The following is a 23,444-nucleotide window of genomic DNA, read 5'->3' on the forward strand; positions in this document are numbered from 1 at the left end:
GCGGCCCGCCCCACGCTTCTCCCGCAGACCGGTCAACTCTTGGCCACGGATCGTCAACTTTTGGTCTGGTCCCGTTCGTTCACGACCGAGGGTTGTGTGGTCCGCTCGGCGCACTCGGGTCGTACGCCCGTTGCCCGCTCCCTAAGCTGGCCGCGATGAACGCCGACCGCCGCACCGTGCTGCGCTCCGCCGCAGGGCTGGCCACCACCGCCGCCCTCGGAGCCCTCTCCGCCTGCTCCGGCTCCGAGCCCCCGGTCGCCGAGGGCCCCGCCTCCCCGCCGCCCGCACCGTCACCCACGCCGTCGGTGCCGCCACCGCCCTCCCCCGCAGCCAGCCGGCCGCCGGTGGCCCCCGCCTTCGCCCCGCTCGCACCCGGCACCCCGGTCGAGGTGGTGAACGGGCCGCGCAACCGCTCCGAGATCGCCCTCACCTTCCACGGGGAGGGCGACCCGGCCCAGGCCACCGCCCTGCTGGAACGGGCCGAACAGCACGGCGTGAAACTGACCGTCCTGGCCGTGGGCCGCTGGCTGGACCAGCAGCCCCAGATGGCCGAACGGGTGCTGCGGGGCGGGCACGAACTCGGCAACCACACCCAGAACCACCGGGACCTCAACGCGCTGACGCCGGATCAGGTGCACGCGGAGATCGCCGAGTGCGCGGAACGGCTGCGCCGGCTGACCGGCTCGATCGGGCGGTGGTTCCGGCCCTCCGCCACGCAGTACGCCAGCCCGGTGGTGCGGGAGCAGGCGCGGCTGGTCGGCTACGAGCACTGCCTGTCCTTCGACGTCGACCCGCACGACTACACCGACCCCGGCGCGGACCTGCTCCAACGGCGTCTGCTCCGCTCCGTCCGCGGCGGCTCCGTCGTCGCCCTCCACATGGGCCACCAGGGCACCGTCGACGCCCTCCCCGGCGTCCTCGACGGCCTCCACCGCCTCGGCCTCCAACCGGTGACGGCCAGTCAGCTCTGTGCCTGACCGTCCGGCGGAAATCGGTGAGGCCGGGGGCGCGGGGAACTGCGCGAGCACGGAAGGCGGCCCAGCGCCAGGTCGGGGCAGGCGAGCCAGTTGCAGGTGTTGCCGTTCCCCCGCGCGCAGTTCCCCGCGCCCCTGAGGTCGTCGCCTACCGAGCCACCGCTGCTCTCCGCGCCGCCTGCCTACGCGGCGCTGTCGCGGGCCAGGGCGACCAGGCGGGAGATGGCCCGGAGGTACTTCTTGCGGTAGCCGCCGCGGAGGAGCTCCTCCGGGAAGACCTGGTCGAACGGCAGGCCGGAGGCCGTGATCGGCAGCTCGCGGTCGTACATGCGGTCGGCGAGGACCACCAGCCGCAGGGCGGTGGACTGGTCGTCGACCTGGTGGACGCCGCGCAGGAAGACCGCCTGGACGTCGTCGAGCAGTGCGCCGTAGCGGCTGGGGTGGACGGCCTTCAGGTGCTCCAGCAGTGCGTCGAAGTCGTCCAGCGCGGCGCCCGGCGTCTCCGCGGCGCGCGCGCTGACGGCCTCGTCGGTGTAGGGCGGCGGGGCGTCCGGGAGGCCGCGGTGGCGGTAGTCCTGGCCGTCGATCCGCAGGGGGCGGAAGTGGGAGGAGAGGCCCTGGATCTCGCGGAGGAAGTCGGCGGCGGCGAAGCGGCCCTCGCCGAGCTTCTCGGGGAGGGTGTTGGAGGTGGCGCAGAGCTTGACGCCGTTCTCGACCAGGCGGCTGAGCAGGGTGGAGACCAGCACCGTGTCGCCCGGGTCGTCGAGCTCGAACTCGTCGATGCAGAGCAGCCGGTGGCCGGAGAGGGTCTGGACGGCGGTCTGGAAGCCGAGCGCGCCGACCAGGTTGGTCAGCTCGACGAAGGTGCCGAAGGCCTTGGGGCCGGGGGTGGCGTGCCAGAGCGAGGCGAGCAGGTGGGTCTTGCCGACGCCGTAGCCGCCGTCGAGGTAGACGCCGGCGGGGCCGGTGGGGGCGGGGGCGGAGCGGCGGAACCAGCCCTTCTTGGCCGGGGTGCTCGCCGCCTGGATGCCTGCCGCGAACTCCTCCAGGACCTGGACGGCCTCGTACTGGCTGGGCTGCGTCGGGTCCGGGTTGTAGCTGCCGAAGCTCACGCCGGCGAAGCGCGGCGGCGGCACCATCTCGGCGACCAGGCGCTCGGCCGGGACGACCGGCCGGCGGGAGGTGAGCGCGATCGGGGCGGCGGTCGCTATGGCATCGGGGCGGGAGGCTGCGGGCACGTTAGTAGAGGGTACCGGCCGTGGAAGACTCGACCTCATGCAGCAGCTGATCAGTCCGAACGGCGTCAGGTACGAGGACCTCCACTCGCTGGAGGCGCTCGCCGAGGTCTACGCGTACCCCGACCAGGTGAACCACGGCCGCCCCTGGCTGCGGGCCAACATGGTCTCCGGGCTGGACGGCGGGGCCAAGCTGGACGGCCTCTCCGAGGGGCTGTCCGGGGACGCGGACAAGCGGATCTTCGGAGTGCTGCGGGCGCTCAGCGACGTGGTGCTGGTGGGGGCCGAGACGGTCCGCTCGGAGGGGTACCGTCCGGCGCGGGCCCGCAAGGAGTTCGCGGCGGCCCGGGCGGCGGCCGGGCAGGCGCCGGCCCCGGTGATCGCGATCGTCAGCCGGAGCCTGGACCTGGAGCTCTCCTCCCCGCTGTTCACCGAACCGCTGGTCCGCACGGTGGTGATCACCACCGAGGACGCGCCCGCCGGAGCCTGCGCGGCGGTGGCCGGGGTGGCCGAGCTGATCGTGGCCGGGAAGGGCGACGTGGACCTGACGCTGGCTCAGCGGGAGCTGGTGGAGCGGGGCTGGACCAGGCAGCTCACCGAGGGCGGCCCGCGGTTGCTCGGGCAGCTCACGGCGGCCGGCCTGCTGGACGAACTCTGCCTCTCGATCGCCCCCCTGCTGACCGGAGGCGACGCGCCACGAATCCTCCACAATGCGGAAATGTCTGACACGCAGTCGATGCGGCTGCTCTCATTGATCGAGGAGAAAGGTTTCCTCTTCAGCCGCTACCTGCGACTGGAAGGCCCCGCCCCCACCCCGCAGTGATCCGACTCGCACCGTGGCCCATGTGGCGCGTGTGCAGCGTGAGGAAAGCATCCTCCGGGCACTATGGGAGTCGGGAAGGGACACCGCCCGGGGGCCTGCACCTGCGAAGGGACGCACGTGTTCAAGACCGTACTGATGATCGAAAAGGCGCTCTCCGACGCCGACGTGGAGCTGGTCACCACGCTCCACGGCGAGGAGGAGGTCTCCTTCGTCGTCCTGATCCAGCCGCGCGGCAAGCAGGGCGAACTGCTCCGCGCCCTCGACGACGTGGCCCTCGGCCATCTCGACAAGGCGGTGCACGAGCGCGAGGAGCAGGAGGCCCCCACCCTGGCGGGCGAATCGCTCCAGCACAGCCTGCGCCACCTCCAGCAGGCCGGGGCCGAGGCAGTCGGCGAGGTGGTCGAGGAGCACCCGCTGGACCGGCTGCGCGAGGTGGTCGAGGAGCACGGCGCCGACGAGGTGCTGGTCCTGACCTCGCCCCACTTCGTGGAGGAGTTCTTCCACCGCGACTGGGCCTCGCAGGCCCGGCACAAGGTCGGCGTGCCGGTGCTCAAGCTGTTCGCCAGCGACTCCTGAGGCCGGGCGGCCCGGCCCGCGCGGTAGGGCAGAATCGTCCTTGCCCCTGACAGCACCGAGGTACGACGGAGCACTCCTTGAACGACGCCGCGCACGACCTGCACGCCCCGCACTTCATCGGCATCGGTGGCGCGGGGATGTCCGGCCTGGCGAAGATCCTCGCGGTGCGCGGCGCCCGGGTCTCCGGCAGCGATTCCAAGGACTCCGAGACCGTGCAGGCGCTGCGCGCGCTCGGCGCCGCCGTGGCCGTCGGCCACGCGGCCGAGAACCTGCCCGCCGGGGTGAGCAGCGTGGTGGTCTCCAGCGCGATCCGGGCCGACAACCCGGAGCTGGCGGCCGCCCGCGAGCGCGGCATCCCGGTGGTGCACCGCTCCGACGCGCTGGCCGCCCTGATGGGCGGCCGCCGCGCGCTGGCGGTGGCCGGCACCCACGGCAAGACCACCACCACCTCGATGCTCGCCGTCTCGCTCGGCGAACTCGGCCTGGAGCCCTCGTACGCGATCGGCGGCGACCTGGACGCCCCGGGCTCCAACGCCCACCACGGCGCCGGCGAGATCTTCGTCGCCGAGGCCGACGAGAGCGACCGCAGCTTCCACAAGTACGCGCCCGAGGTGGCGATCGTCCTCAACGTGGAGCTGGACCACCACGCCAACTACGCCTCGATGGACGAGATCCACGAGTCCTTCGAGACCTTCGTCGGCCGGATCGTGCCCGGCGGCACCCTGGTGGTCTCGGCCGACCAGGAGGGCGCCCGCGAGCTCACCTCCCGGGTCCGCGGCCGCGACGGCCTGCGGGTGGTCACCTACGGCGAGGCCGAGGACGCCGACGTCCGGGTGCTGGCCGTCAAGCCGCACGGCATGACCAGCGAGGTGACGGTCCGTCTGGACGGCACCGAGCTGACCTTCACCGTCTCCGTCCCCGGCCGCCACTACGCGCACAACGCGGTGGCCGCGCTGGCCGCCGGGGTCGCGCTCGGCGTCCCGGCCGCCGACCTGGCCAAGGCGCTCGGCGCCTACACCGGCGTGAAGCGCCGCCTCCAGCTCAAGGGCGAGGCCGGCGGCGTGCAGGTGATCGACTCCTACGCGCACCACCCGACCGAGATGACCGCCGACCTGGAGGCCATCCGGGAGGCCGCCGAGGGCCGGGTCCTGGTGGTCTTCCAGCCGCACCTGTTCTCCCGCACCCAGCAGCTCTCCGAGGAGATGGGGCAGGCGCTGGCGCTGGCCGACGCCTCCGTCGTCCTCGACATCTACCCCGCCCGCGAGGACCCGGTCCCCGGCGTCACCAGCGAGCTGATCATCGACGCGGCGCGGCGGGCCGGCGCGGACGTCCGGGCCGAGCACGTGTTCGCGGACGCGCCGGCCGTGCTCGCCGCACTGGCGCGGCCGGGCGACCTGGTGCTCACCATGGGCGCGGGCGACGTGACCAACCTCGGGCCGGAGATCGTCTCGCGGCTCGCCGGTGTTGCACCCTCTGCCTGAACCTTCCAGGAGGAGAGACCCGTGAGCTACGAGATCGAGAAGACCGAGGCCGAGTGGCGCGAGCAGCTCAGCCCCGAGGAGTACCACGTGCTCCGCGAGGCGGGCACCGAGCGCCCGTACGTCGGCGAGTACACCGACACCAAGACGGTCGGCGTGTACTCCTGCCGCGCCTGCGGAGCCGAGCTCTTCAGCAGCGAGACCAAGTTCGACAGCCACTGCGGCTGGCCGTCCTACTACGCTCCGCTCGCCGAGGACCGGGTCCAGTACATCGAGGACAACACCCTCGGCATGAAGCGGGTCGAGGTCCGCTGCGCCCGCTGCGGCGGCCACCTCGGCCACGTCTTCGAGGGCGAGGGCTACGGCACCCCGACCGACCAGCGCTACTGCATCAACAGCATCTCCCTGACGCTGCGTCCGACGGAGTAGCCCCCGGCGGAACGTGGCCACCCCGGGGGCGCGGGGAACTGCGCGAAACGGAAGGCGGACCAGCGTGAGGTCGGGGCAGGCGAGCCGGTCGCACGTGGTGCCGTTCCCCCGCGCGCAGTTCCTCGCGCCCCCGAAGGCGTAGCCACTTTCGCAGGGGTCGGATGGGCCTGCCACGTGCCAGACTTGATCGTTCGGGTCGGTGGGAGGGGACGGGAATGGCCAGGCGAGGCGGCTCCGGGATGTTGGCGATGATCGCGGAGGCGCAGCGGCAGCAGGCCCGCCGGCAGGAGGAGCAGCGGCGGGCGGCGCTGGCGGCGCAGCGGCGGTTCGAGCGGGAGCAGCGGGAGGCGCAGCGGGCCGCCGCGCAGGGGGAGCGGGAGGCGCTCAAGGCGTACCAGCAGGGCCGGGAGGCGGACGCGGCGCGGCGGACGGCCGAGCTGGACGAGCGGGTGGCGGAGCTGCGCGGGGTGCTGGCGCGGGGGTTGTCGGGGCGGGCGTTCCGGTTGACGGAGGCCCAGGGGGCGTTCCGGCCGCCGCCGTTCGATCCGGGGCCGTTGGGGCGGCCGGTGCCGATGCCGGACCAGAACCACTACCTGGTGCCTCCGCTGACCGGGCCGCAGGCGTTCGACCCGGCGGCCCGCGCGCAGTGGGACGCGCAGGCCGCGCACGCCCGGGCCCGGTTCGAGTACGACTGGCACGCCGCGCAGCGGGCGGAGGGCGAGCGGCTGCACCACCTGGCGGCGTACCGGGCGCAGTACGACGCCTGGGTGGCGGAGAACCACCGGCTGGCCGCGGACCGGGCGGGCCAGGCGGCCCGGCTGGTGGCGGAGTTGGACGCGGGGGCGCCGGCAGCGGTGGCGGACCTGTTCGAGACGGCGCTGCGGAGCCGGTCGGACTGGCCGGAGGAGTTCCCGCTGGGCTGCGAGGTGGCCTGGGACGCGGCGGCCCGCGAGCTGGTGGTGGAGTGGGAGCTGCCGGGCTTCGAGGTGGTGCCCGCGGTGGCCCGGGTGCGGTACGTGAAGAGCGACGACCGGGAGTCCGAGGTGGCCCGTTCGGCCTCCGAACGGAAGGCGCTGTACCGGGAGTTGCTGGCGCAGTGCGTGCTGCGGGTGCTGGCCGAGGTGTACGGGGCGGACCAGCGGGGGCTGCTGGCCTCGGTGGTGGTGAACGGCTACGTGGAGGGCACCGATCCGGCCAGCGGCCGGGAGGAGCTGCGGTACCTGGCCTCGGTGACGGTCCGCCAGGAGGAGTTCCGGGCGGTCGCGCTGGACCGGGTGGCGCCGGTGGACTGCCTGGTGGACGGGCTGCGCGGGCGGCTGTCGGCCCGGCCGGAGAAGCTGGAGCAGGTGCGCACCGGGCGGCAGGCGGAGCAGGTCGGCGGGTACGCGGTGCCGTCCGCCGGGGCGGCGGGGCCGGACCTGTTCACGATGGACCCGCTGGAGTTCGAGGAGCTGGTCGCCGAGCTGTTCCGGCGGCGGGGCCTGATCACCCGGACCACCGCGCGCAGCGGGGACCAGGGCGTGGACGTGCTCGCCGAGGACCCGGATCCGGTGACGGGCGGTCTGATCGTGATCCAGGCCAAGCGCTACCGCCGCACGGTGGACCCGACGGCCGTCCGGGACCTGGACGCGACCCGGGTCCACCACGGGGCGAAGAAGGGGATCCTGGTCACCACGGCCGGGTTCGGCCCGGACTCGCACCGCTGGGTGGAGGGCAAGCCGCTGACCCTGGTGGACGGGCCGATGCTGCTCGCGCTGCTGCACGAGCAGGGCCTGCCCGGCCGCCTCGGCGGCGGGCCCGAAGCTCCCGCGGCTCCGGCGGTCCCGCCCTGGCCGACGCACCCGCCGGCCACCGCCGCCAGCGAGGACGCCACCCAGGTGCTGCCGCGCGAGGAGCTGGACCGGCCGCTGCCGCGCGAGGACCGGACCCGGGTGCTGCCCGCGCCGCAGGCGGCCGCCCTGACCCCGGGTCAGAACGTGGTGCTGCCCGCCGCCGGGCTCTCCGAGCTCTCGGTGCGTTTCGCCTCCACCGGCCCGGAGGCGGACCTGACGCTGCTGCTGCTCACCGAGGACGGCACCGTCCGCACCGACGAGGACTTCGTCTTCTACCACCAGCCCACCGCCGGGGGCGGCGCGGTGACGCTCCGGCCGAAGGAGCGGCGGGCGGGCGGGCCGCTGACCGAGACGGCGCTGGTGCGGCTGCCGGAGCTGCCGCGGGCGGTGCAGCGGGTCGCGGTCTCGGTGAACATGGACGCCGACTCCACCGCCACCTGCGCCGAGCTGGGCCGGGCCGAGTTGGAGGTGCGGGCGGCGGACGGCAACTCCTGGTCCTTCGAGCCGCCGGCCGAGCCGGGCGTCTCGGCGATGCTGGTCGCCGAGTTCTACCGTCACCGGGGCGAGTGGAAGCTGCGCGCCGTGGGGCAGGGCTGGTCCGACGGACTGGCCGGACTGGCCCGGGCCCACGGCGTGGACGTGGGCTGACGGGGGCTCAGACGTCCTTGGTGTACGACCACTCGCCGGCGCAACGCCGGTACCCGAGGCGCTCGTTGACGGCCAGCATCGGCACGTTGGTGGTGTCGTTGCTGGTGTAGGCGTCGGTGAGCCCCCGGGCCAGCGCGCGGTGCAGCGAGTCGGTCTTGGCCAGGGTGGCCAGGCCCCGGCCCCGGTGGGCGGCGGCGGTGGTGGTGAAGGCCGACCAGTAGCGGGTGCCGCCGTCGGTCTGCACGGCGCTGAACGCGGCCGGGACGCCGTCCACCAGCACGACCGTGGTGAGGTCGCGGTCCAGGTCGGGACGCTCCCAGACCTCGGCCAGCCAGTCCTCGTAGGAGTAGTCGTCCAGGTCCACGTCACCGGGCTCGTCCAGGGTGCCGTCCACGTCCACCCGGTAGAGCGGGTACGGGTCGTCCAGGAAGTCGGCGGCGGTGGCCAGCTCGACGCCCTCGGGCACGGCGGGCACCGGCGGCAGCCCGGCGGTCAGCGCGAGGTGGGCGAACTGGCCGCTGCGGCCCCGTCGGTAGCCGCGCTTCTCGGCGAAGGCCATGGCCGAGGGCTCGTCGTCCACCCAGGCCCGGATCACGGTGGCCCCGTGCTCGGCCAGGTGCCGTTCCGCGACGGCCAGCATCGCGGTGGCGACGCCCCGGCCGCGGGCCTCGGGCAGCACGCTGATGTTGGCGAACCCCTGGCCCTTGGTCGAGGAGGCGGCGTGCAGGCCGACCCGGCCGGTGGCCACCACCCGGCCGTCCGCCTCGCCCACCAGCAGGCGGTAGTGCTGCTCCGGCGAGGCGGTCTCCACCAGGTGGCGGACGGCGGCGGGGGACATCACCAGGTGCGGGCGGCCGGCGCTGTAGGAGGCGGCTGCGGCCTCGGCGTCGGAGGGGCGGAAGTCACGGATGATCATCGTCATAGACTGCCGACGCTAGCCTTCCGTCCATCCGGGGTCCACTGAAATTCCCCCCGGCGGCGGAAAGCTCAAGTTCAGCTCTGAGAATGCCGGGTGCGGGTTGGCAGCCGCCCCGGGGGGATACATCCTCTGGCAGCGGGACGGTGCGCGAAGGAGCCGCCGGACCGACCGAATCCACCACGACGCCGGCTCTCGGCGCGGCCCTCCGAAGGGGGCGGATCAGATGACTTCCACCGCAGCGGCGCTCCCCCGGCTCGGGGTCGGCGTGGGCTGGCGCCCCGAGATCGACACCGTGGTCGAGCGGCTGCCCGGCCTGGACTGGGTCGAGGTGGTGGCGGAGAACCTCTGCCCGGACGAGCTCCGGGCCGGGGAACTGCCGCCCTCCCTCACCGCGCTGCGCGAGCGCGGCGTCCGGGTGGTGCCGCACGGCGTGGCGCTGGGCCTGGGCGGGGCCGACCTGCCGGACCGCGCCCGGCTGGAGCGGCTGGCGCTGACCGCCGGGGCGCTCGGCTCGCCGCTGGTCACCGAGCACCTGGCGTTCGTCCGGGCCGGTGGCCGGGAGGCCGGGCACCTGCTGCCGGTGCCGCGCTCGCGGGACACGCTGCGGGTGATCGCGGAGAACGTCCGGATCGCCCAGCAGGAGCTGCCGGTGCCGCTGGCACTGGAGAACATCGCGGCCCATCTGGCCTGGCCGGACGACGAGTTGAGCGAGGGCGAGTTCCTGGCCGAGCTGGTCGAGCGGACCGGGGTGCGGCTGCTGGTCGACGTGGCCAACCTGCACACCAACCGGGTCAACCTGGGCCTGGACGTGGCCGCCGAACTCGACCGGCTGCCGCTGGAGGCGCTGGCCTACGTGCACGTGGCGGGCGGGATCGAGCGGGACGGGGTCTGGCACGACACCCACGCCCACCCGGTGACCGCCCCGGTGCTGGAGGTGCTGGCCGAGCTGCGGGCCCGGGCGGTGCCGCCGGGCGTGCTGCTGGAGCGGGACGAGAACTTCCCGCCGCCCGCCGAGCTGGCGGGCGAACTCGACGCGATCCGTAGGGTGTTGGAGGGGGAACCGCACCATGTCTGAGCACTACGAGTACCTGGTCCGGCCCGGGGGCGCCCCGGAGCCCGACGCCGACCCCGCCCTGGTGCTGGCCCGGGCCGAGCTCGCCCGGAGGCAGGCGTCCCTGCTGGACGCGCTGCTGGCGGGCGGGCCGGTCCCGGCCGGCTTCGACCACGGCCAGGTCCGCACCCAGGCCCGGGGCCTGCTGCACAAGCGGCGGGACACCGTGGCCCGGGTGGAGCCGGAGCTGGAGCGGGTGCTCGGCCACGAGTACGGCCGGCTCTTCCTCCGCTACGCCGAGGGCCGCCCGATGACCGGCGGCTACCGGGCCGACGCCCTGGCCTTCGCCGAGTGGGCACTGGCCGCCGAACCGCAGGCCGCCTGGCGGCCCGCACTGGAACGCCTGGTCCGGCCCGCCGGACCGTCCCGCCGCCGCTGGTGGCGCTGATCAACTCCCTTGCCCGGCAAGGACCGTAGGACCCAACGAACCGGCCGGCCCCACACCCGGCCGGCGCAGCCCGCCGCCCCGAGTGCGGCCGCTGCCCGCCACACGCACGACTTCACGTACGGGGGACCCCACCATGTGGTACGCCGAGTTCGGCATCGCCGCCGCAGCCCAGGTGCTCGCGGGATGCAACGCCCAGAACGCCCTGCGCCGGATGCGCCGGGTGCCGCAGCCCCAGGGCCTGCCCGGCCGGGGCCAGCCGCTGCTGGACGCCGCCTTCCTGGCCGGCGGCCCGACCCGGGTGGTCGACACCGTGATCGTCCGGATGCAGCAGGAGGGACGGCTGATCGTCTCCCGGGCCGGCCGGGTCACGGTCACCGACCGGAACGCCCGGGACGCGGTCGAGGCCGTCCTGATCACCGTGGCCGGGGCCTCCGGCCGCACCGACCTCTCGACGGTGCGCCGCGAGCTGAGCCGGAGCGAGCACGTCCAGCGGATCGGCGACGGCCTGGCCGCCCGGGGCCTGATGCGGCGGCCCGACCTGTTCCGCAAGGCGATGAACGCGCGGCGGCTGTTCTGGTTCGTCCAGCTGGCGGTGATCGCCCTCGGCGTGCTGGCCGCGATCGACTGGTTCGGGCTGTCGGCGGCCGAGCAGGGCGCGCGCTCGGCACCGTTCTTCCCCTTCCTCGGCCTGCTGCTGGTGGGCCTGTTCTGGCTGGCCGTCAGCAAGCCCGAGCGGGCCAGGATCACCCCGGCCGGGGTCCGCCAGCTGGAGCTGATCCGCACCGGCAGCCCCTGGCAGCCGCACGACGCCGCCGTGTTCGGCGGGGCGGTGCTGCTCGGCGCGGTCGCGGTGGACGGCCTGGACTCGCTGGAGGACCTGCAGCTCCGTCAGGCCCTGGCGGCCCAGCAGACGATGACCAGGACCTCGTCCACCCCCTCGGGCTCCTCCTCCGACTCCGGCGGCTACGTCTGGTGCTCCGGCTCCTCCCCGGACACCTCCTCGTCGAGCTGCGGCTCCTCCTCGTCCAGCTGCGGGTCCTCCTCGTCCAGCAGCTGCGGCTCCTCCTCCGGGAGCAGCTGCGGGTCCTCGTCCTCGTCGAGCAGCTGCGGCTCCTCCAGCAGCTGCGGCGGCGGTGGCGGGTGCGGCGGCAGCTGAGGTGTCCGGGCCGCTGCCGTACGCCGAACCGCTCCTGGTCCGGCCACGGTGGTGACCACGACGGCGGCCCCCGGGGAGGGGGCGGCGACTGAGGGAGCGTCATCACACAGCGGTGACCTGCGGTTGCTCCGTGCAGGCGGTGTGCGCGGGTGGTGAAACGGGCCGAGTGTCACAGTTCGGTATCGCGATCCGGAAACCCGTTCCGTCGGCGGCGCGGCGAGGTCTAGAACGAAAGCCATGTGGTTGCTCCTGCTCCTCCCAGCCCTGCTCGCGGCCGTGCTCTCCTGCCTGCGGCTGGTCCGGGCCGCAGCCACCGCCGACTCGCTGGCCGGGCCCGCCCGGCCGCACGCCGCGGAGCCCCTCGGGGTCGGCCTGTACGAGACCGCGTACCTGGCCGGCGGCCCGACCCGGGTGGTCGAGCTGGCCCTGGTGCTGATGGCCGCCCGCGGGCGGCTGCACCTGGCGCACACCGGCTGGACCTCGGTGGCCGACCCGCACGGACGGACCCGGCTGGAGCGGGCGCTGATCGAGGAGATCGGCCCGGAGGGGCAGTGCCCCACCGGGCGGCTGCGCGACGGGCTGGCCCGCCACCCCGCGGTGCTGGAGATCGGCGGCAGGCTGGTGCAGGCGGGCCTGGCCACCCCGGCGGTGGTGCGGGACAGCACCACGCTGGCGGTGCGTCAGGTGCGGCAGGCGCTGGTGCTCTCGGTGGTGCTGCTGGGCGGCGCACTGGCACTGGCCGCCCCCGGCACCGGGGACGCCGGTTCGGCGGTGGCCTGGTTCTCGCTGCCGCTGATCCTCACCAGCGGCACCCTGCTGATGGCCCGGGTCGACGTCCACCCGTACACCCGCTGGGCCACCCCGGCCGGGCAGGACGTGCTGGACGCGGTGCACATCCCGCGCCAGTCGCTGGGCGCCTCCCCCACCGACGACGCGGTGCTCACCGCCGTCGCGGTGGTCGGCCCGGCCGCCCTGCCGGACGCCCGGCTGCGGGCGGCGCTGCGGTACTGACGGAACGTCGAAGGGCCCGGGGCGGTCGCCCCGGGCCCTTCTCCGCGCCACGGCTCAGGCCAGGCCGCCCAGCAGCTCCGCGATCGGCTTGCGGCGGCCGGTGAAGAACGGCACCTCCTCGCGGACGTGCAGCCGGGCCCGGGACGGGCGCAGGTCGCGCATCAGGTCCACGATCCGGTGCAGCTCGTCCGCCTCGAAGGCGAGCAGCCACTCGTAGTCGCCGAGGGCGAAGGAGGCCACCGTGTTGGCCCGGACGTCCGGGTAGCCGCGGGCCATCATGCCGTGCTCGGCCAGCATCGCCCGGCGCTCCTCGTCGGGGAGCAGGTACCACTCGTAGGAGCGGACGAACGGGTAGACGCAGACGTAGTCGCGCGGCCGCTCGTCGGCCAGGAAGGCCGGGATGTGCGACTTGTTGAACTCGGCCGGGCGGTGCAGCGCCATGTTCGACCAGACCGGCTCCAGGTGGCGGCCCAGGCCGGTGCGGCGGAAGCGGTTGTACGCCTCCTGGAGGTCGTCCGAGTCCTCGGCGTGCCACCAGATCATGACGTCCGCGTCGGCGCGCAGGCCCGAGACGTCGTAACTGCCGCGCACCGTCACGTCCTTGGCGTCGAGCTGGTCGAACAGCTCCTGCACCTCGGCGGCCAGCGCGGCGCGGTCCTGGGGCAGCTCGCTCTTGAGCTTGAACACCGACCACATGGTGTAGCGGATGACCTGGTTGAGGTCGCGGGCCTTCTTCTTCACGGGCTGTTCGGTCGACTCACTCATGCGCCCATTCTCCCTTCCCTGACGGACGCCCCGGCGCCCGGGGTCAACATCTCGTTGACGGCGCGGCGGGCACTGGCGATGCAGGCCGGGATGCCGACGCCGTCGTAGGCCGCACCGCAGACGGCCAGGCCGCCGAGGCCCGCCACCGCGCTGCGGATCCGGGCCACCCGGTCCAGGTGCCCGACCGGGTACTGCGGCAGCCCGCCGCGCCAGCGGGTCACCGCCGTGTCGTACGGGCGGGCCCGCAGGCCCACCGCCTCGGCCAGGTCGGCCAGCGAACGGGCCACCAGCTCCTCGTCCGGGAGGTCCAGCGCCGCCTCCTCGCGGTGCCGGCCCAGCGAGGTGCGCAGCAGGAACTCCTCCGGGGCCGAACGCTCCAGCCAGCCCCACTTGTTGGACGAGAAGGTCGACGCCTTGATCCGGCGGCCGTCGACCGGCGGCACCAGGAAGCCGCTGCCGGTCAGCGCCGTCCCCGCCAGGTCGGCGCGGCGGAAGGCCATGGTGACCAGGGCCATCCCGGCGTACTCGACCTGCGCCAGCTCGGCGGCGGCCCCCGGCAGCTCGGCCGCCAGCAGCTTCGCCGCGACCGGGGCCGGGACGGCCAGCACCACCCTGTCGGCGTGCAGCACCTCACCGTTGCTGACGATCCGCCAGCCCTCCGGGGTGCGGCGCAGCTCCTCCACCGGGCTGTCGGCGCGCAGCTCGGCACCGTTCCTCCGGGCCGCCTCCGCCACCGCCCCCGGCAGGGTGCCGAGACCGCCGCGCAGCCCCTGGAAGACCGGGCCGCCACTGCTCGGACGGGACGTCAGCTCGCGCACGCCCTCGGCCAGCGGACCACCGCGCTGGGCGATCGGCAGCAGGGCCGGGACGGCGGCGCGCAGCGAGATCTCGTCGGCGTGCCCGGCGTAGACCCCGCCGAGCAGCGGCTCCACCAGCCGGTCCACCACCTCGCGGCCCAGCTTGGCCGCCACGTACTCCCCGATCGAGACGTCCGCCCCGACCTCCCCGACCGCGCCGTCCAGCCCGGCCCGGCGCAGCCCCTCCTCGGTCAGCACCCCGGACTCCGCCAACGCGGCCAAGTCCCCCGGCACGCCCATCAACTGCCCGGCCGGCAGCGGCCGCAGCTCCCCCCTGGTCCAGATCCCGGCCTTCGCCGTGGTCGGCGGCTCCAACTCCCCCGCCAGCCCCACCTCCCGGGCCAGCTCCACCGCCTCCGGCCGCCTGGCCAGCATCGACTCGGCCCCCAGGTCCACCCGGACCCCGCCGACCTCTCCCCCGTACAACTTCCCGCCGAACCGCCCGCCCGCCTCCAACAACGTGACCCGAGCCGCCCCGCTCGCCAACCACGCCGCCGTCAGCCCGGCGATCCCGCCACCGACCACCACGACCCGAAGCTCTGCCATGCCCGCATCCTCGCAGAGCCCGCCCAAAACCCATCAATCAGGGCGTCGCCCGGTCGGCAGCGCATCGAGGTCGAGCGTGATCGGGAACGGCACCGGCCGGGTGAGCGCGCCCCGGAAGATCCCGCCGGACACGTAGGTGCCGGTGGGCCCGTCGAGCTCGTAGGCGTGCACCACGGGCCGGCCGTCCTCCTCCTCGACCAACCAGTAGTGGCCGATGCCCGCCTCGGCGTACTTGCGCATCTTCACGGTGCGGTCGCGGTGGGCCGACTCCGGGGAGACCACCTCGGCCACCAGCACCACGTCGGACGGCGCGAACCAGGTCCGGTCCGGGTCGAACTCGGCGGTGGTGGCGAGGAGGTCCGGTTCCGGGCGGTTGCGCCTGTCCAGGCGGATCGTCATCTCCCGCTCGACGCTCAACCCGTTCGGAGCCAGGGCGTCGAGCGTCCCCGTGAGGGCCGTGACGACCCGACTGTGCCAGGCCCGCTGCGGAGACGTCACGAAGACCAGCGCTCCATCGATCAGCTCGGTGTGCCGGGGTGCCTCGGCGATGCCGTCGAGGTCGTCCGCAAACCAACCTTCTTCCCGTGGTGGGTACATCCACTCGGGCAGCACGCTCATGCCCGAAGGCTGTCACATTCCGAGGAGCTGCGTCGTCCCCCTCCCGAAGGAATCCGAGGCAGGAGGCAGTGATGGCCGACGTGGTGCTGGTGACCGGGGCGAGCGGGGTGCTGGGGCGGGAGGTGGTGGCCCGGCTGAAGGCGCGTGGGGTGGCGGTACGGGGCTTGAGCCGGCGGGCCCGGGACGGCGAGGGCTGGGTGGTGGCGGACCTGGCCACCGGGGAAGGGGTGGGGGCGGCGGTGGCGGGGGTGCGCGCGATCGTGCACTGCGCGAGCGACATCCGGCACCCGAAGAACGACCTGCCGGGGTGGCGGCACCTGCTGGCGGCGGCCCGGGCGGCCGGGGTGGAGCACGTGGTCAACATCTCGATCGTCGGGGTGGACCGGATCCCGTACCCCTACTACCGGATCAAGTGGCAGGGCGAGCGCCTGCTGGAGGAGAGCGGCCTCGGCTGGACCAACCTGCGGGCCACCCAGTTCCCGTCCCTGCTGACCATGGCCTTCGGGGCGCTGGCCAAGCTGCCGGTCATGCTGCTCCCCTCGGGGACCGCCTGCCAGCCGGTGGACCAGGGTGAAGTGGCCGAGCGGCTGGTGGAGTTGGCGCTGGGTGCTCCGGCCGGGCGGGTGCCGGACCTGGGCGGGCCGCAGGTGCTGGGGGCGCGGGAGCTGGCGGAGGACTGGCTGCGGGCGACCGGGCGGCGCAAGCGGGTGGTGGAGGTGCGGCTGCCGGGGAAGGCGGCGGCCGCGTACCGGGCCGGCGAGCACACCACCCCGAACGCGGACGGCGTCCGCACCTGGGCCCAGTACCTGGCCGCCGGGCAGACCCCGGCCCCGGTCCGCTGACCACAACGAGACTTTTCCGTAACGGAGTTGCGATCACCGGACGGGATCCCACCGGGCCCCCGCCACGTCCAAGGCGTACGAGGACGAGACCGGGAGGGGCAACAGGGATGACGACGGTACGGCACGGGGGCGGACGGGCGGCACTGGCCGTGGCGGGGGCGGCCACCGCGGCGGTGGTGCTGCTCGGCGGGTGCAGCGCCTCGGACAGCGGCGGGGGCAAGGCGACCGTCGCGGACATGGCCGCGCCCGCGGCGGCACCGGGCAGCGGCGCGGAGAAGGCGGCCGGGGCTCCGGCCGACTCCAAGCCGGGCGCCGGCGGGGCCTCGGCCGCGCCGAGCGCCGGAGCCACGGGGCAGGGTTCGGAGCCGCAGGCTCCCCGCCTGATCGCCTACACCGCCCAACTCTCGCTCCGCACGAAGGAGTTGGGCAAGGTCCTGGACGAGGCGCGCACCATGGCGACCGCCGGCGGCGGCTACGTGGCCGGGGAGCAGCTGGGCAGCGTCAAGTCCGCCGACGGCACCCCGACCGACGCCCGGCTGACCCTCAAGGTGCCCTCGTCCACGTACCAGCAGACGCTGGACCGGCTGGCCGGGCTGGGCGAGGTGGTCTCGCGCAGCAGCCAGGCCGACGACCTCACCCAGCAGGTGGTGGACGTGGAGAGCCGGATCAAGACCCAGCAGGCCAGCGTGGACCGGGTGCGCAAGCTGATGGCCGACGCCAAGACGCTGGCCGAGATCGTCTCGCTGGAGAGCGAGCTCAACCGCCGCGAGGCCGATCTGGAGTCGCTCCAGCGCCGCCAGCAGGAACTCTCGGCCCGCACCTCGCTCTCCACCATCACGCTCCAGGTCTCCGTGCCGACGAAGGCTCCGGAACCGGTGAAGGCGGCGGAGGAGGAGGGGTTCTGGAGCAGCGTCGGCGGCGCGCTGGGCGGCGGCTGGGACGCCCTGGTGGCGGTGGTGAAGGGCCTGCTGATGGTGCTGGCGGCGCTGGCGCCGTTCCTGCTGGTGCTGGGCCCGCTCGGCTACCTCGGCTGGCGACTGCGGCGGAAGCTCGCCGGACGCCGGCCCGCCGTCCGACCCTCCGCCCTGCCGCCGCGGCCGGAGCAGGACCCCTGGGAGGCTCCGTCGGCGGAGGAACCGACCGGGGAGTGAGCTCCCGCCTGACGGCCCGTCACGGGGGTCGGGCCGTCAGGCGGGTCACACCGCACGGAGGGTCACACCGTGCAGAGGGTCAGCGCGCGCTGGTCTCGTGCACGAAGGCGACCAGGCGGGTCAGCGCGTCCGGGTCCATGCTCGGCATCACGCCGTGGCCCAGGTTGAAGATGTGGCCGGTGTCGCCGCCGATGGCCTGGGCGGCGTGCAGCACCTCGCGGGCCTTGGTCTCCACCACGGAGGTCGGGGCGTAGAGCACCGCCGGGTCGAGGTTGCCCTGCAGCGCCTTGCCGGGGCCGACCCGCTCGGCGGCCACGTTCAGCGGCACCCGCCAGTCGACGCCGACCACGTCCGCGCCGGCCTGGCCGAGCAGGCCGAGCAGCTCGCCGGTGCCGACACCGAAGTGGATCCGCGGCACGCCGTAGCCGGCCACCGCGTCGAACACCTTGGTGCTGGCGGGCATCACCGAGCGGCGGTAGTCGTCCGGGGCCAGCGCGCCGACCCAGGAGTCGAAGAGCTGGACGGCCGAGGCGCCGGCCTCGATCTGGATCTTCAGGAAGGCGGCGGTGATGTCCGCGAGGCGGTCGACCAGCCCGGCCCACAGCTCCGGGGCGCCGTACATCATGGCCTTGGTCTTCTCGTGGCTCTTCGACGGGCCGCCCTCGACCAGGTAGCTGGCCAGGGTGAACGGCGCACCGGCGAAGCCGATCAGCGGGGTGGAGCCCAGCTCGTCCACCAGCAGGCCGACCGCCTCGGTGATGTACGGCATGTCGTCCGACTCCAGCGGGCGCAGCCGGTCCAGGTCCGCGACGGTGCGGATCGGGTCGGCGATCACCGGGCCGACGCCGGGCTTGATGTCCACGTCGATGCCGACCGCCTTGAGCGGCACCACGATGTCGCTGAAGAAGATCGCCGCGTCCACCTTGTGACGGCGCACGGGCTGGAGGGTGATCTCCTTGACCAGCTCGGGGCGCATGCAGGAGTCGAGCATCGGGATGCCCTCGCGCACCTTCAGGTACTCGGGCAGCGAGCGCCCGGCCTGGCGCATGAACCAGACCGGCGTGTGCGGCACCGGCTCGCGGCGGGCGGCGCGGAGGAAGGCGGAGTCGTACGCGGCGCCTCGGTGCGCGGCGGCCTGACCGGACTGGGCAGCGGTTGTCTCACTCACACCCCGAATCTTCGCACGCTGCCCGGGCCCGGCCGCCCGCCGGAGGTCGTCGGTTCGTACGAATCGGACACCACCGGACACCTCACCACGTGTCAGCTGACGAACAGTCCGACAACCGTCACGCCACACCGGACGAAATGACTCGGCTTCCGGGCCCGCCCGACCTAGGCTCTCGGTCATGGCAGCGGTCGGCGGGCACCCAGCGCAGGGTGGCGGTACAGGCAAGGAGTCGGCTCCGGTGGAGTTCCGCGCTGCGGTGGAGGCCCTCGCGGGCGCGCGGCTGCGACCCGAGGTCCAGCTCTCCCCCGCGCCGGCACCGAAGCGGATGGCCCCGTTCGCGTACGCGCTGACCGCGACCGTCGAGGTGGACGGCGAGGAGCTGGCCGACGGCCGGCTGGTGCTGCTGTACGACCCCGCCGGGCAGGAAGCCTGGCGCGGCGAGTTCCGCCTGGTCTCGCTGACCAGGGCCGAGCTCGAACCCGAGATGGCCGACGACCCGATGCTCTCCGAGGTCGGCTGGGCCTGGCTGACCGACGCGCTGTACGCCCACGGCGCCGCCCACGCCGAGGCCGGCGGCACCGTGACCCGGGGCATCTCCCAGTACTTCGGCGCGCTCGCCGACCGGGAGACCTCCACCGAGATCGAGGTCCGGGCCTCCTGGACCCCGTCCGACGGCCGCTTCGAGCGGCACCTCGCGGCCTGGGCCGACCTGCTCTGCGGCTGCGCCGGCCTGCCCCCGGCCTCGCCCGCGCCGCTGCCGCTGCCCGACGCCCCGTCACTCGGCGGAGTGGTCCCGATGCCCGCACGGCGACGCCCGCGCTCCCACTGAGGGCTGACCGTCCGTTCGTTCCCGCAGCACCACCCCCAGGGCTGACGCAGCGTGAACAGCCTGGCGCTCGGCGTCAATTGACCGTCCGAATCCGCCCGGACAGGTCCCGAACATGACGCGTTCTGTGCGATTCCGGGGCATGTCGCATCAGTCACCTGCGCGATTTGTCCGTATTGTTACTCACTAGATCGTGATCTTTCGCTAAAGCCGGGCACGGTTGATGCCGAAGGTGTCTGTGACCCTTTCCAAACGCGGAACACTCCGAGCGCCCCCATCGGCCAGAGGCGGCGACGAGGAGTTGGCGTCCGCCACTCCCTCAGGAGGCACGGTGTCGGTCCTTCTCGAACACCCCGCAAGCGTGGTCGCCTACCGTCCGACCAAGCCCACCGCCATGGTGGTCATCGCCGACCCCCGCGTCCGGAACACCGTCACCCGGCACCTGTGGGCGCTCGGTGTCCGTGACGTCATCGAGGTCTCCTCGATCGCCGAGGCCCGGCCCCGGGTCTCCACCCCCCGCGACATCTGCGTCGCCGACGTCCACCTCCCCGACGGCTCCGGCCTCACCATCCTCGCCGAGACCCGCGCCGCCGGCTGGCCCAACGGCCTGGCCCTCTCCGCCGCGGACGACATCGGCGCGGTCCGCTCCGCCCTCGCGGGCGGCGTGAAGGGCTACGTGGTCACCGGCACCCGCACCAACCTCGCCATGCCGGGCCGTCCCGGGCTGCCGATCGGCGCCGGCGGGCTGGCCGGGCGGATGCGGCGGCCGGGGATGCCCGGCATGCCAGGTGCGGCGGGGGCGCCGCACGGGGCGCCGGGTGCTCCCGGTGCGCCGGGCGTGCCGCCGACCACCTACCGGGAGCTGTCCGGGCGCGAGGTCGAGGTGCTGCGGCTCGTCGCCGAGGGCCAGTCCAACAAGGCGATCGGCGTCGCGATGGGCCTGTCCGCCCTCACCGTGAAGAGCCACCTGGCCCGGATCGCCCGCAAGCTCGGCACCGGCGACCGGGCCGGCATGGTCGCCGTCGCCCTCCGCACCGGCATCATCCACTGACACCCCGTCACCCACATCACCCCAGCTCGGGGCCCGGAGGAACGTTTCCCCTCCGGGCCCCTCTCGTTGTTCAGGGGAGCCAAGAAGCGCCCCGCAGGGGCGCGGGGAACTGCGCGCAGTGGAAAGGCAGCACCTGCAACTGGCTGACGTGCCTTCAGTTGCAGGTGAGCCGCCTTCCGATTCGCGCCCCGCGGCGGAGCCGCACATCGGCGGAGCCCCGCGCCCCCAGAGGCATCACCTTGGTCCTCACCACCTCCGGGTATGCGGAGGGCGTCGTACCCTTGGTGGGTGACCGACGCCGTAGCCACCCCAGAAGAGACAGCCCCGGTCCCGCTCCTCGAACCGAGGGAGGGGCTCCCACCCGTGGTGGCCGACGAGACCGCGCTCGCCGCGACCGTCGCCGCCTTCGCGGCGGGCACCGGCCCGGTCGCCGTCGACGCCGAGCGGGCCTCCGGCTACCGCTACGGCCAGCGCGCGTACCTGATCCAGCTCCGCCGCGCGGGCTCCGGCACGGCCCTGATCGACCCGATCGCCTGCCCCGACCTCTCCGCGCTCGGCGAGGCCCTCGCCGACACCGAGTGGGTCGTGCACGCGGCCACCCAGGACCTGCCCTGCCTGGCCGAGGTCGGCATGACGCCGAAGGTGCTGTTCGACACCGAGCTGGCCGGCCGGATCGCCGGGTTCCCCCGGGTGGGCCTCGGCCCGATGACGGAGAGCGTGCTCGGGCTGTCGCTGGCCAAGGAGCACTCCGCGGTGGACTGGTCCACCCGCCCGCTGCCCGAGCCGTGGCTGCGGTACGCCGCTCTGGACGTCGAGGTGCTGGTCGAGCTGCGCGACGCACTCGAACGGGAGCTGGACGGCCAGGGCAAGCTCGGCTGGGCCCGCGAGGAGTTCGCCGCGATCGCCGCCGCGCCGCGGCCCGCACCGCGCACCGACCCCTGGCGCCGCACCTCCCAGCTGCACAAGGTCCGCCGCCGCCGGCAGCTGGCCGCCGTCCGCGAGCTCTGGCTGGCCCGCGACCAGGCCGCCCGCGACCGGGACGTCTCCCCGGGCCGGGTGCTCTCCGACGTGGCGATCGTCAACGCCGCGCTCGCCATGCCGCTGAACGCCCCGGCGCTGCAGGCCGTCCAGGGCTTCGGCCCCCGGGTGAACCGTCGTCAGCTGGACCTCTGGCTGGCCGCGCTGCAGCGCGCCCGGGAGATCCCGGAGAACGAGCTGCCGCCGGCCACCGCCCCGCACGACGGGCCGCCGCCGCCGCGCGCCTGGGCGGAGAAGGACCCGCTGGCCGCCGCCCGGCTCTCCGGCGCGCGGGCCGCCGTCACGGCGCTGGCCGAGCAGCACCACCTACCGGCCGAGAACCTGATCACCCCGGACCTGGTCCGCCGCGTCTCCTGGGACCCGCCGGTCCCGGCCGACACCGACTCGGTCATCGCCGCCTTCCGCCGCCTCGGCGCCCGCCAGTGGCAGACCGAGGTGATCGGCGCGGCCGTCGCCAAGGCCTTCGCCGAGGCCAAGGTGGCAGCTCCCGAGGCCTAGACACGAGGACCAGTTGCAAGCGCTCAGGGGCGCGAGGAACTGCGCGCAGGGGAACGGCAGCACGTGCAACCGGCTGACAGCGGGTCAGTTGCAGGTGAGCCGCCTCCCGATTCGCGCAGTTCCTCGCGCCCCTAAGCGTCTGCGCATGACCGTGAGCGAGGACACATGGCGTGGGGCTATGGGCAAGGTAGTTACCGGCGGGTAGCATGGCCGGTGAAGCAGCGCCGCCTCCCCGTCGTGGGTCGAGGTCTGCACCCACCTGTCGTGTCCCCTGGAGGAGAGCCCCGTGCCTCGTACCTCGAGGGACGTCGTCTTCGTCGATGGCGTCCGCACCCCGTTCGGCAAGGCCGGCCCGAAGGGCATCTACCACGAGACCCGCGCCGACGACCTGGTCGTCAAGTGCATCCGTGAGCTGGTGCGCCGCAACCCGAACCTGCCGACCGAGCGGATCGACGAGGTCGCCATCGCGGCCACGACCCAGATCGGCGACCAGGGCCTGACCATCGGCCGCACCGCCGCGCTGCTCGCCGGCCTGCCGAAGTCCGTCCCGGGCTACGCGATCGACCGCATGTGCGCCGGTGCGCTGACCGCCGTCACCACCACCGCGGGCGGCATCGCCTTCGGCGCGTACGACATCGTCGTCGCCGGTGGCGTGGAGCACATGGGCCGGCACCCGATGGGCGAGGGCGTGGACCCGAACCCGCGCTTCGTCTCGGAGAAGCTGGTCGACGAGTCGGCGCTCTTCATGGGGATGACGGCGGAGAACCTGCACGACCGGTTCCCGCACATCACCAAGGAGCGTTGCGACGCCTACGCCGTCCGCTCGCAGGAGAAGGCCGCCAAGGCGTACGTCAACGGCGACATCCAGCCGGACCTGGTGCCGATCGCGATCCGCAACACCAACTCCGAGGTCGGCGAGACCGGTTGGGGCCTGGCCACCACCGACGAGCCGATGCGTCCGGGCACCACCATGGAGAGCCTGGCCGGTCTGAAGACCCCGTTCCGTCCGCACGGCAACATCACCGCGGGCAACTCGGCCGGTCTGAACGACGGTGCCACCGCCTCCCTGCTGGCGGCCGAGGACGTCGCCGAGGAGCTCGGCCTGCCGGTCAAGATGCGCCTGGTGAGCTTCGCCTTCGCGGGCGTCGAGCCCGAGGTGATGGGCATCGGCCCCGTCCCGGCGACCGAGAAGGCGCTGGCCAAGGCCGGTCTGACCATCGACGACATCCAGGCCTTCGAGGTCAACGAGGCCTTCGCCGTCCAGGTGCTGGCCTTCCTGGACCACTACGGCATCGCGGACGACGACGAGCGGGTCAACCCGTACGGCGGCGCCATCGCGTTCGGCCACCCGCTGGCCTCCTCGGGCGTGCGCCTGATGAACCAGCTGGCCCGCCGCTTCGAGCAGCGCCCGGACGTCCGGTACGGCCTGACCACCATGTGCATCGGCTTCGGCATGGGCGGCACCATCATCTGGGAGAACCCGCACTTCGAGGGTGGTAAGTGA

The 23,444-nt window shown here is 74.0% G+C and carries 20 protein-coding genes and 1 pseudogene; 15 read left to right on the top strand and 6 right to left on the bottom strand.

Translation table 11 applies throughout. The features are described from left to right. Nucleotides 1–155 precede the first annotated feature (155 nt). Nucleotides 156–977 carry a polysaccharide deacetylase family protein gene (locus ACIA8O_RS32360; RefSeq protein ID WP_396297565.1) on the top strand — a complete coding sequence of 274 codons (822 nt, stop codon included), beginning with the start codon at nucleotides 156–158 and terminating at the stop codon, nucleotides 975–977. 179 nt (nucleotides 978–1,156) lie between these two features. On the opposite strand, the gene zapE is transcribed toward ACIA8O_RS32360, so the two are convergent. After that, nucleotides 1,157–2,251, bottom strand: a complete 1,095-nt coding sequence (gene zapE / locus ACIA8O_RS32365) for a cell division protein ZapE (protein WP_396297566.1) — start codon at nucleotides 2,249–2,251, stop codon at nucleotides 1,157–1,159. Here zapE and ACIA8O_RS32370 point away from each other — a divergent pair. The 5 genes from ACIA8O_RS32370 to ACIA8O_RS32390 all read left to right on the top strand — a co-directional run bounded on the left by ACIA8O_RS32370 (nucleotide 2,250) and on the right by ACIA8O_RS32390 (nucleotide 7,995). Further along, the gene (locus ACIA8O_RS32370; RefSeq protein ID WP_396297567.1) at nucleotides 2,250–3,032 is read left to right on the top strand and encodes a pyrimidine reductase family protein; all 783 of its coding nucleotides are present in this window, start codon (nucleotides 2,250–2,252) and stop codon (nucleotides 3,030–3,032) included. The two genes, zapE and ACIA8O_RS32370, sit on opposite strands and share 2 nt — an antisense overlap. 117 nt (nucleotides 3,033–3,149) lie before the next feature. Beyond that, the gene (locus ACIA8O_RS32375; protein WP_396297568.1) at nucleotides 3,150–3,608 is read left to right on the top strand and encodes an indole-3-glycerol phosphate synthase; all 459 of its coding nucleotides are present in this window, start codon (nucleotides 3,150–3,152) and stop codon (nucleotides 3,606–3,608) included. A gap of 98 nt (nucleotides 3,609–3,706) precedes the next feature. Continuing rightward, entirely contained in the window at nucleotides 3,707–5,089 is a 1,383-nt protein-coding gene (murC, locus tag ACIA8O_RS32380; RefSeq protein WP_396297671.1) for a UDP-N-acetylmuramate--L-alanine ligase, read from the top strand. Between the two features lie 21 nt (nucleotides 5,090–5,110). Next, nucleotides 5,111–5,515: a peptide-methionine (R)-S-oxide reductase MsrB gene (gene msrB / locus ACIA8O_RS32385; protein ID WP_396297569.1), complete on the top strand. Its 405-nt coding sequence runs from the start codon at nucleotides 5,111–5,113 to the stop codon at nucleotides 5,513–5,515. A gap of 215 nt (nucleotides 5,516–5,730) precedes the next feature. After that, a complete protein-coding gene (locus ACIA8O_RS32390) occupies nucleotides 5,731–7,995 on the top strand; it encodes a restriction endonuclease (protein WP_396297570.1) in 2,265 nt (754 codons plus the stop codon). A gap of 7 nt (nucleotides 7,996–8,002) precedes the next feature. On the opposite strand, the gene ACIA8O_RS32395 is transcribed toward ACIA8O_RS32390, so the two are convergent. Then, the gene (locus ACIA8O_RS32395) at nucleotides 8,003–8,917 is read right to left on the bottom strand and encodes a GNAT family N-acetyltransferase (protein WP_396297571.1); all 915 of its coding nucleotides are present in this window, start codon (nucleotides 8,915–8,917) and stop codon (nucleotides 8,003–8,005) included. Between the two features lie 220 nt (nucleotides 8,918–9,137). Between ACIA8O_RS32395 and ACIA8O_RS32400 the strand changes: the two are divergent. From ACIA8O_RS32400 to ACIA8O_RS32410, 3 genes and pseudogenes are all read left to right on the top strand, one after another. Next, a pseudogene (locus ACIA8O_RS32400) lies at nucleotides 9,138–10,410 on the top strand (DUF692 domain-containing protein); the annotation flags it as partial. Between the two features lie 136 nt (nucleotides 10,411–10,546). Further along, nucleotides 10,547–11,569, top strand: coding sequence for a TIGR04222 domain-containing membrane protein (locus ACIA8O_RS32405; RefSeq protein WP_396297572.1), 1,023 nt, complete (start codon nucleotides 10,547–10,549; stop codon nucleotides 11,567–11,569). 237 nt (nucleotides 11,570–11,806) lie between these two features. After that, a complete protein-coding gene (locus tag ACIA8O_RS32410; protein ID WP_396297573.1) occupies nucleotides 11,807–12,580 on the top strand; it encodes a TIGR04222 domain-containing membrane protein in 774 nt (257 codons plus the stop codon). A gap of 54 nt (nucleotides 12,581–12,634) precedes the next feature. Here the strand turns inward: ACIA8O_RS32410 and hemQ are convergent, their stop codons facing one another. From hemQ to ACIA8O_RS32425, 3 genes are read right to left on the bottom strand one after another with little or no spacing between them, the layout of a single operon-like run. Next, complete coding sequence (gene hemQ, locus ACIA8O_RS32415) at nucleotides 12,635–13,345, bottom strand: hydrogen peroxide-dependent heme synthase (RefSeq protein ID WP_396297574.1); 711 nt, start codon at nucleotides 13,343–13,345, stop codon at nucleotides 12,635–12,637. After that, complete coding sequence (hemG, locus tag ACIA8O_RS32420; protein WP_396297575.1) at nucleotides 13,342–14,748, bottom strand: protoporphyrinogen oxidase; 1,407 nt, start codon at nucleotides 14,746–14,748, stop codon at nucleotides 13,342–13,344. Before hemG ends, hemQ begins: the two co-directional genes overlap by 4 nt. 33 nt (nucleotides 14,749–14,781) lie before the next feature. After that, nucleotides 14,782–15,366 (bottom strand): Uma2 family endonuclease, encoded by a 585-nt coding sequence (locus tag ACIA8O_RS32425; protein WP_396297576.1) that lies wholly within the window; start codon nucleotides 15,364–15,366, stop codon nucleotides 14,782–14,784. Between the two features lie 71 nt (nucleotides 15,367–15,437). On the opposite strand from ACIA8O_RS32425, the gene ACIA8O_RS32430 reads away from it, so the two are divergent. Further along, a complete protein-coding gene (locus tag ACIA8O_RS32430; RefSeq protein WP_396297577.1) occupies nucleotides 15,438–16,208 on the top strand; it encodes an SDR family oxidoreductase in 771 nt (256 codons plus the stop codon). Nucleotides 16,209–16,315: 107 nt separating this feature from the next. Continuing rightward, entirely contained in the window at nucleotides 16,316–17,359 is a 1,044-nt protein-coding gene (locus tag ACIA8O_RS32435) for a DUF4349 domain-containing protein (RefSeq protein WP_396297578.1), read from the top strand. 79 nt (nucleotides 17,360–17,438) lie between these two features. Here the strand turns inward: ACIA8O_RS32435 and hemE are convergent, their stop codons facing one another. Next, the gene (gene hemE, locus ACIA8O_RS32440; RefSeq protein ID WP_396297579.1) at nucleotides 17,439–18,527 is read right to left on the bottom strand and encodes a uroporphyrinogen decarboxylase; all 1,089 of its coding nucleotides are present in this window, start codon (nucleotides 18,525–18,527) and stop codon (nucleotides 17,439–17,441) included. A 178-nt stretch (nucleotides 18,528–18,705) separates the two neighbouring features. Here hemE and ACIA8O_RS32445 point away from each other — a divergent pair, with 178 nt between their 5' ends. The 4 genes from ACIA8O_RS32445 to ACIA8O_RS32460 all read left to right on the top strand — a co-directional run bounded on the left by ACIA8O_RS32445 (nucleotide 18,706) and on the right by ACIA8O_RS32460 (nucleotide 23,444). Next, a complete protein-coding gene (locus ACIA8O_RS32445; protein WP_396297580.1) occupies nucleotides 18,706–19,356 on the top strand; it encodes a DUF3000 domain-containing protein in 651 nt (216 codons plus the stop codon). A 328-nt stretch (nucleotides 19,357–19,684) separates the two neighbouring features. After that, nucleotides 19,685–20,404, top strand: a complete 720-nt coding sequence (locus tag ACIA8O_RS32450; protein ID WP_396297581.1) for a LuxR C-terminal-related transcriptional regulator — start codon at nucleotides 19,685–19,687, stop codon at nucleotides 20,402–20,404. Between the two features lie 288 nt (nucleotides 20,405–20,692). Further along, nucleotides 20,693–21,940, top strand: coding sequence for an HRDC domain-containing protein (locus tag ACIA8O_RS32455; RefSeq protein WP_396297582.1), 1,248 nt, complete (start codon nucleotides 20,693–20,695; stop codon nucleotides 21,938–21,940). 286 nt (nucleotides 21,941–22,226) lie between these two features. After that, nucleotides 22,227–23,444 (top strand): thiolase family protein, encoded by a 1,218-nt coding sequence (locus ACIA8O_RS32460; protein WP_396297583.1) that lies wholly within the window; start codon nucleotides 22,227–22,229, stop codon nucleotides 23,442–23,444.

This window comes from Kitasatospora sp. NPDC051853, assembly GCF_044452665.1.
Lineage (GTDB): Bacteria > Actinomycetota > Actinomycetes > Streptomycetales > Streptomycetaceae > Kitasatospora.

What these genes read in the sequence shown, in the direction of transcription:
- hemQ (WP_396297574.1), bottom strand. Translation starts at nt 13,345, where the DNA reads ATGAGTGAGTCGACCGAACAGCCCGTGAAGAAGAAGGCCCGCGACCTC.
- ACIA8O_RS32390 (WP_396297570.1), top strand. Translation starts at nt 5,731, where the DNA reads ATGGCCAGGCGAGGCGGCTCCGGGATGTTGGCGATGATCGCGGAGGCG.
- hemG (WP_396297575.1), bottom strand. Translation starts at nt 14,748, where the DNA reads ATGGCAGAGCTTCGGGTCGTGGTGGTCGGTGGCGGGATCGCCGGGCTG.
- ACIA8O_RS32425 (WP_396297576.1), bottom strand. Translation starts at nt 15,366, where the DNA reads ATGAGCGTGCTGCCCGAGTGGATGTACCCACCACGGGAAGAAGGTTGG.
- zapE (WP_396297566.1), bottom strand. Translation starts at nt 2,251, where the DNA reads ATGAGGTCGAGTCTTCCACGGCCGGTACCCTCTACTAACGTGCCCGCA.
- ACIA8O_RS32360 (WP_396297565.1), top strand. Translation starts at nt 156, where the DNA reads ATGAACGCCGACCGCCGCACCGTGCTGCGCTCCGCCGCAGGGCTGGCC.
- ACIA8O_RS32370 (WP_396297567.1), top strand. Translation starts at nt 2,250, where the DNA reads ATGCAGCAGCTGATCAGTCCGAACGGCGTCAGGTACGAGGACCTCCAC.
- ACIA8O_RS32395 (WP_396297571.1), bottom strand. Translation starts at nt 8,917, where the DNA reads ATGACGATGATCATCCGTGACTTCCGCCCCTCCGACGCCGAGGCCGCA.
- ACIA8O_RS32405 (WP_396297572.1), top strand. Translation starts at nt 10,547, where the DNA reads ATGTGGTACGCCGAGTTCGGCATCGCCGCCGCAGCCCAGGTGCTCGCG.
- ACIA8O_RS32410 (WP_396297573.1), top strand. Translation starts at nt 11,807, where the DNA reads ATGTGGTTGCTCCTGCTCCTCCCAGCCCTGCTCGCGGCCGTGCTCTCC.
- ACIA8O_RS32430 (WP_396297577.1), top strand. Translation starts at nt 15,438, where the DNA reads ATGGCCGACGTGGTGCTGGTGACCGGGGCGAGCGGGGTGCTGGGGCGG.
- ACIA8O_RS32445 (WP_396297580.1), top strand. Translation starts at nt 18,706, where the DNA reads ATGGCAGCGGTCGGCGGGCACCCAGCGCAGGGTGGCGGTACAGGCAAG.
- ACIA8O_RS32435 (WP_396297578.1), top strand. Translation starts at nt 16,316, where the DNA reads ATGACGACGGTACGGCACGGGGGCGGACGGGCGGCACTGGCCGTGGCG.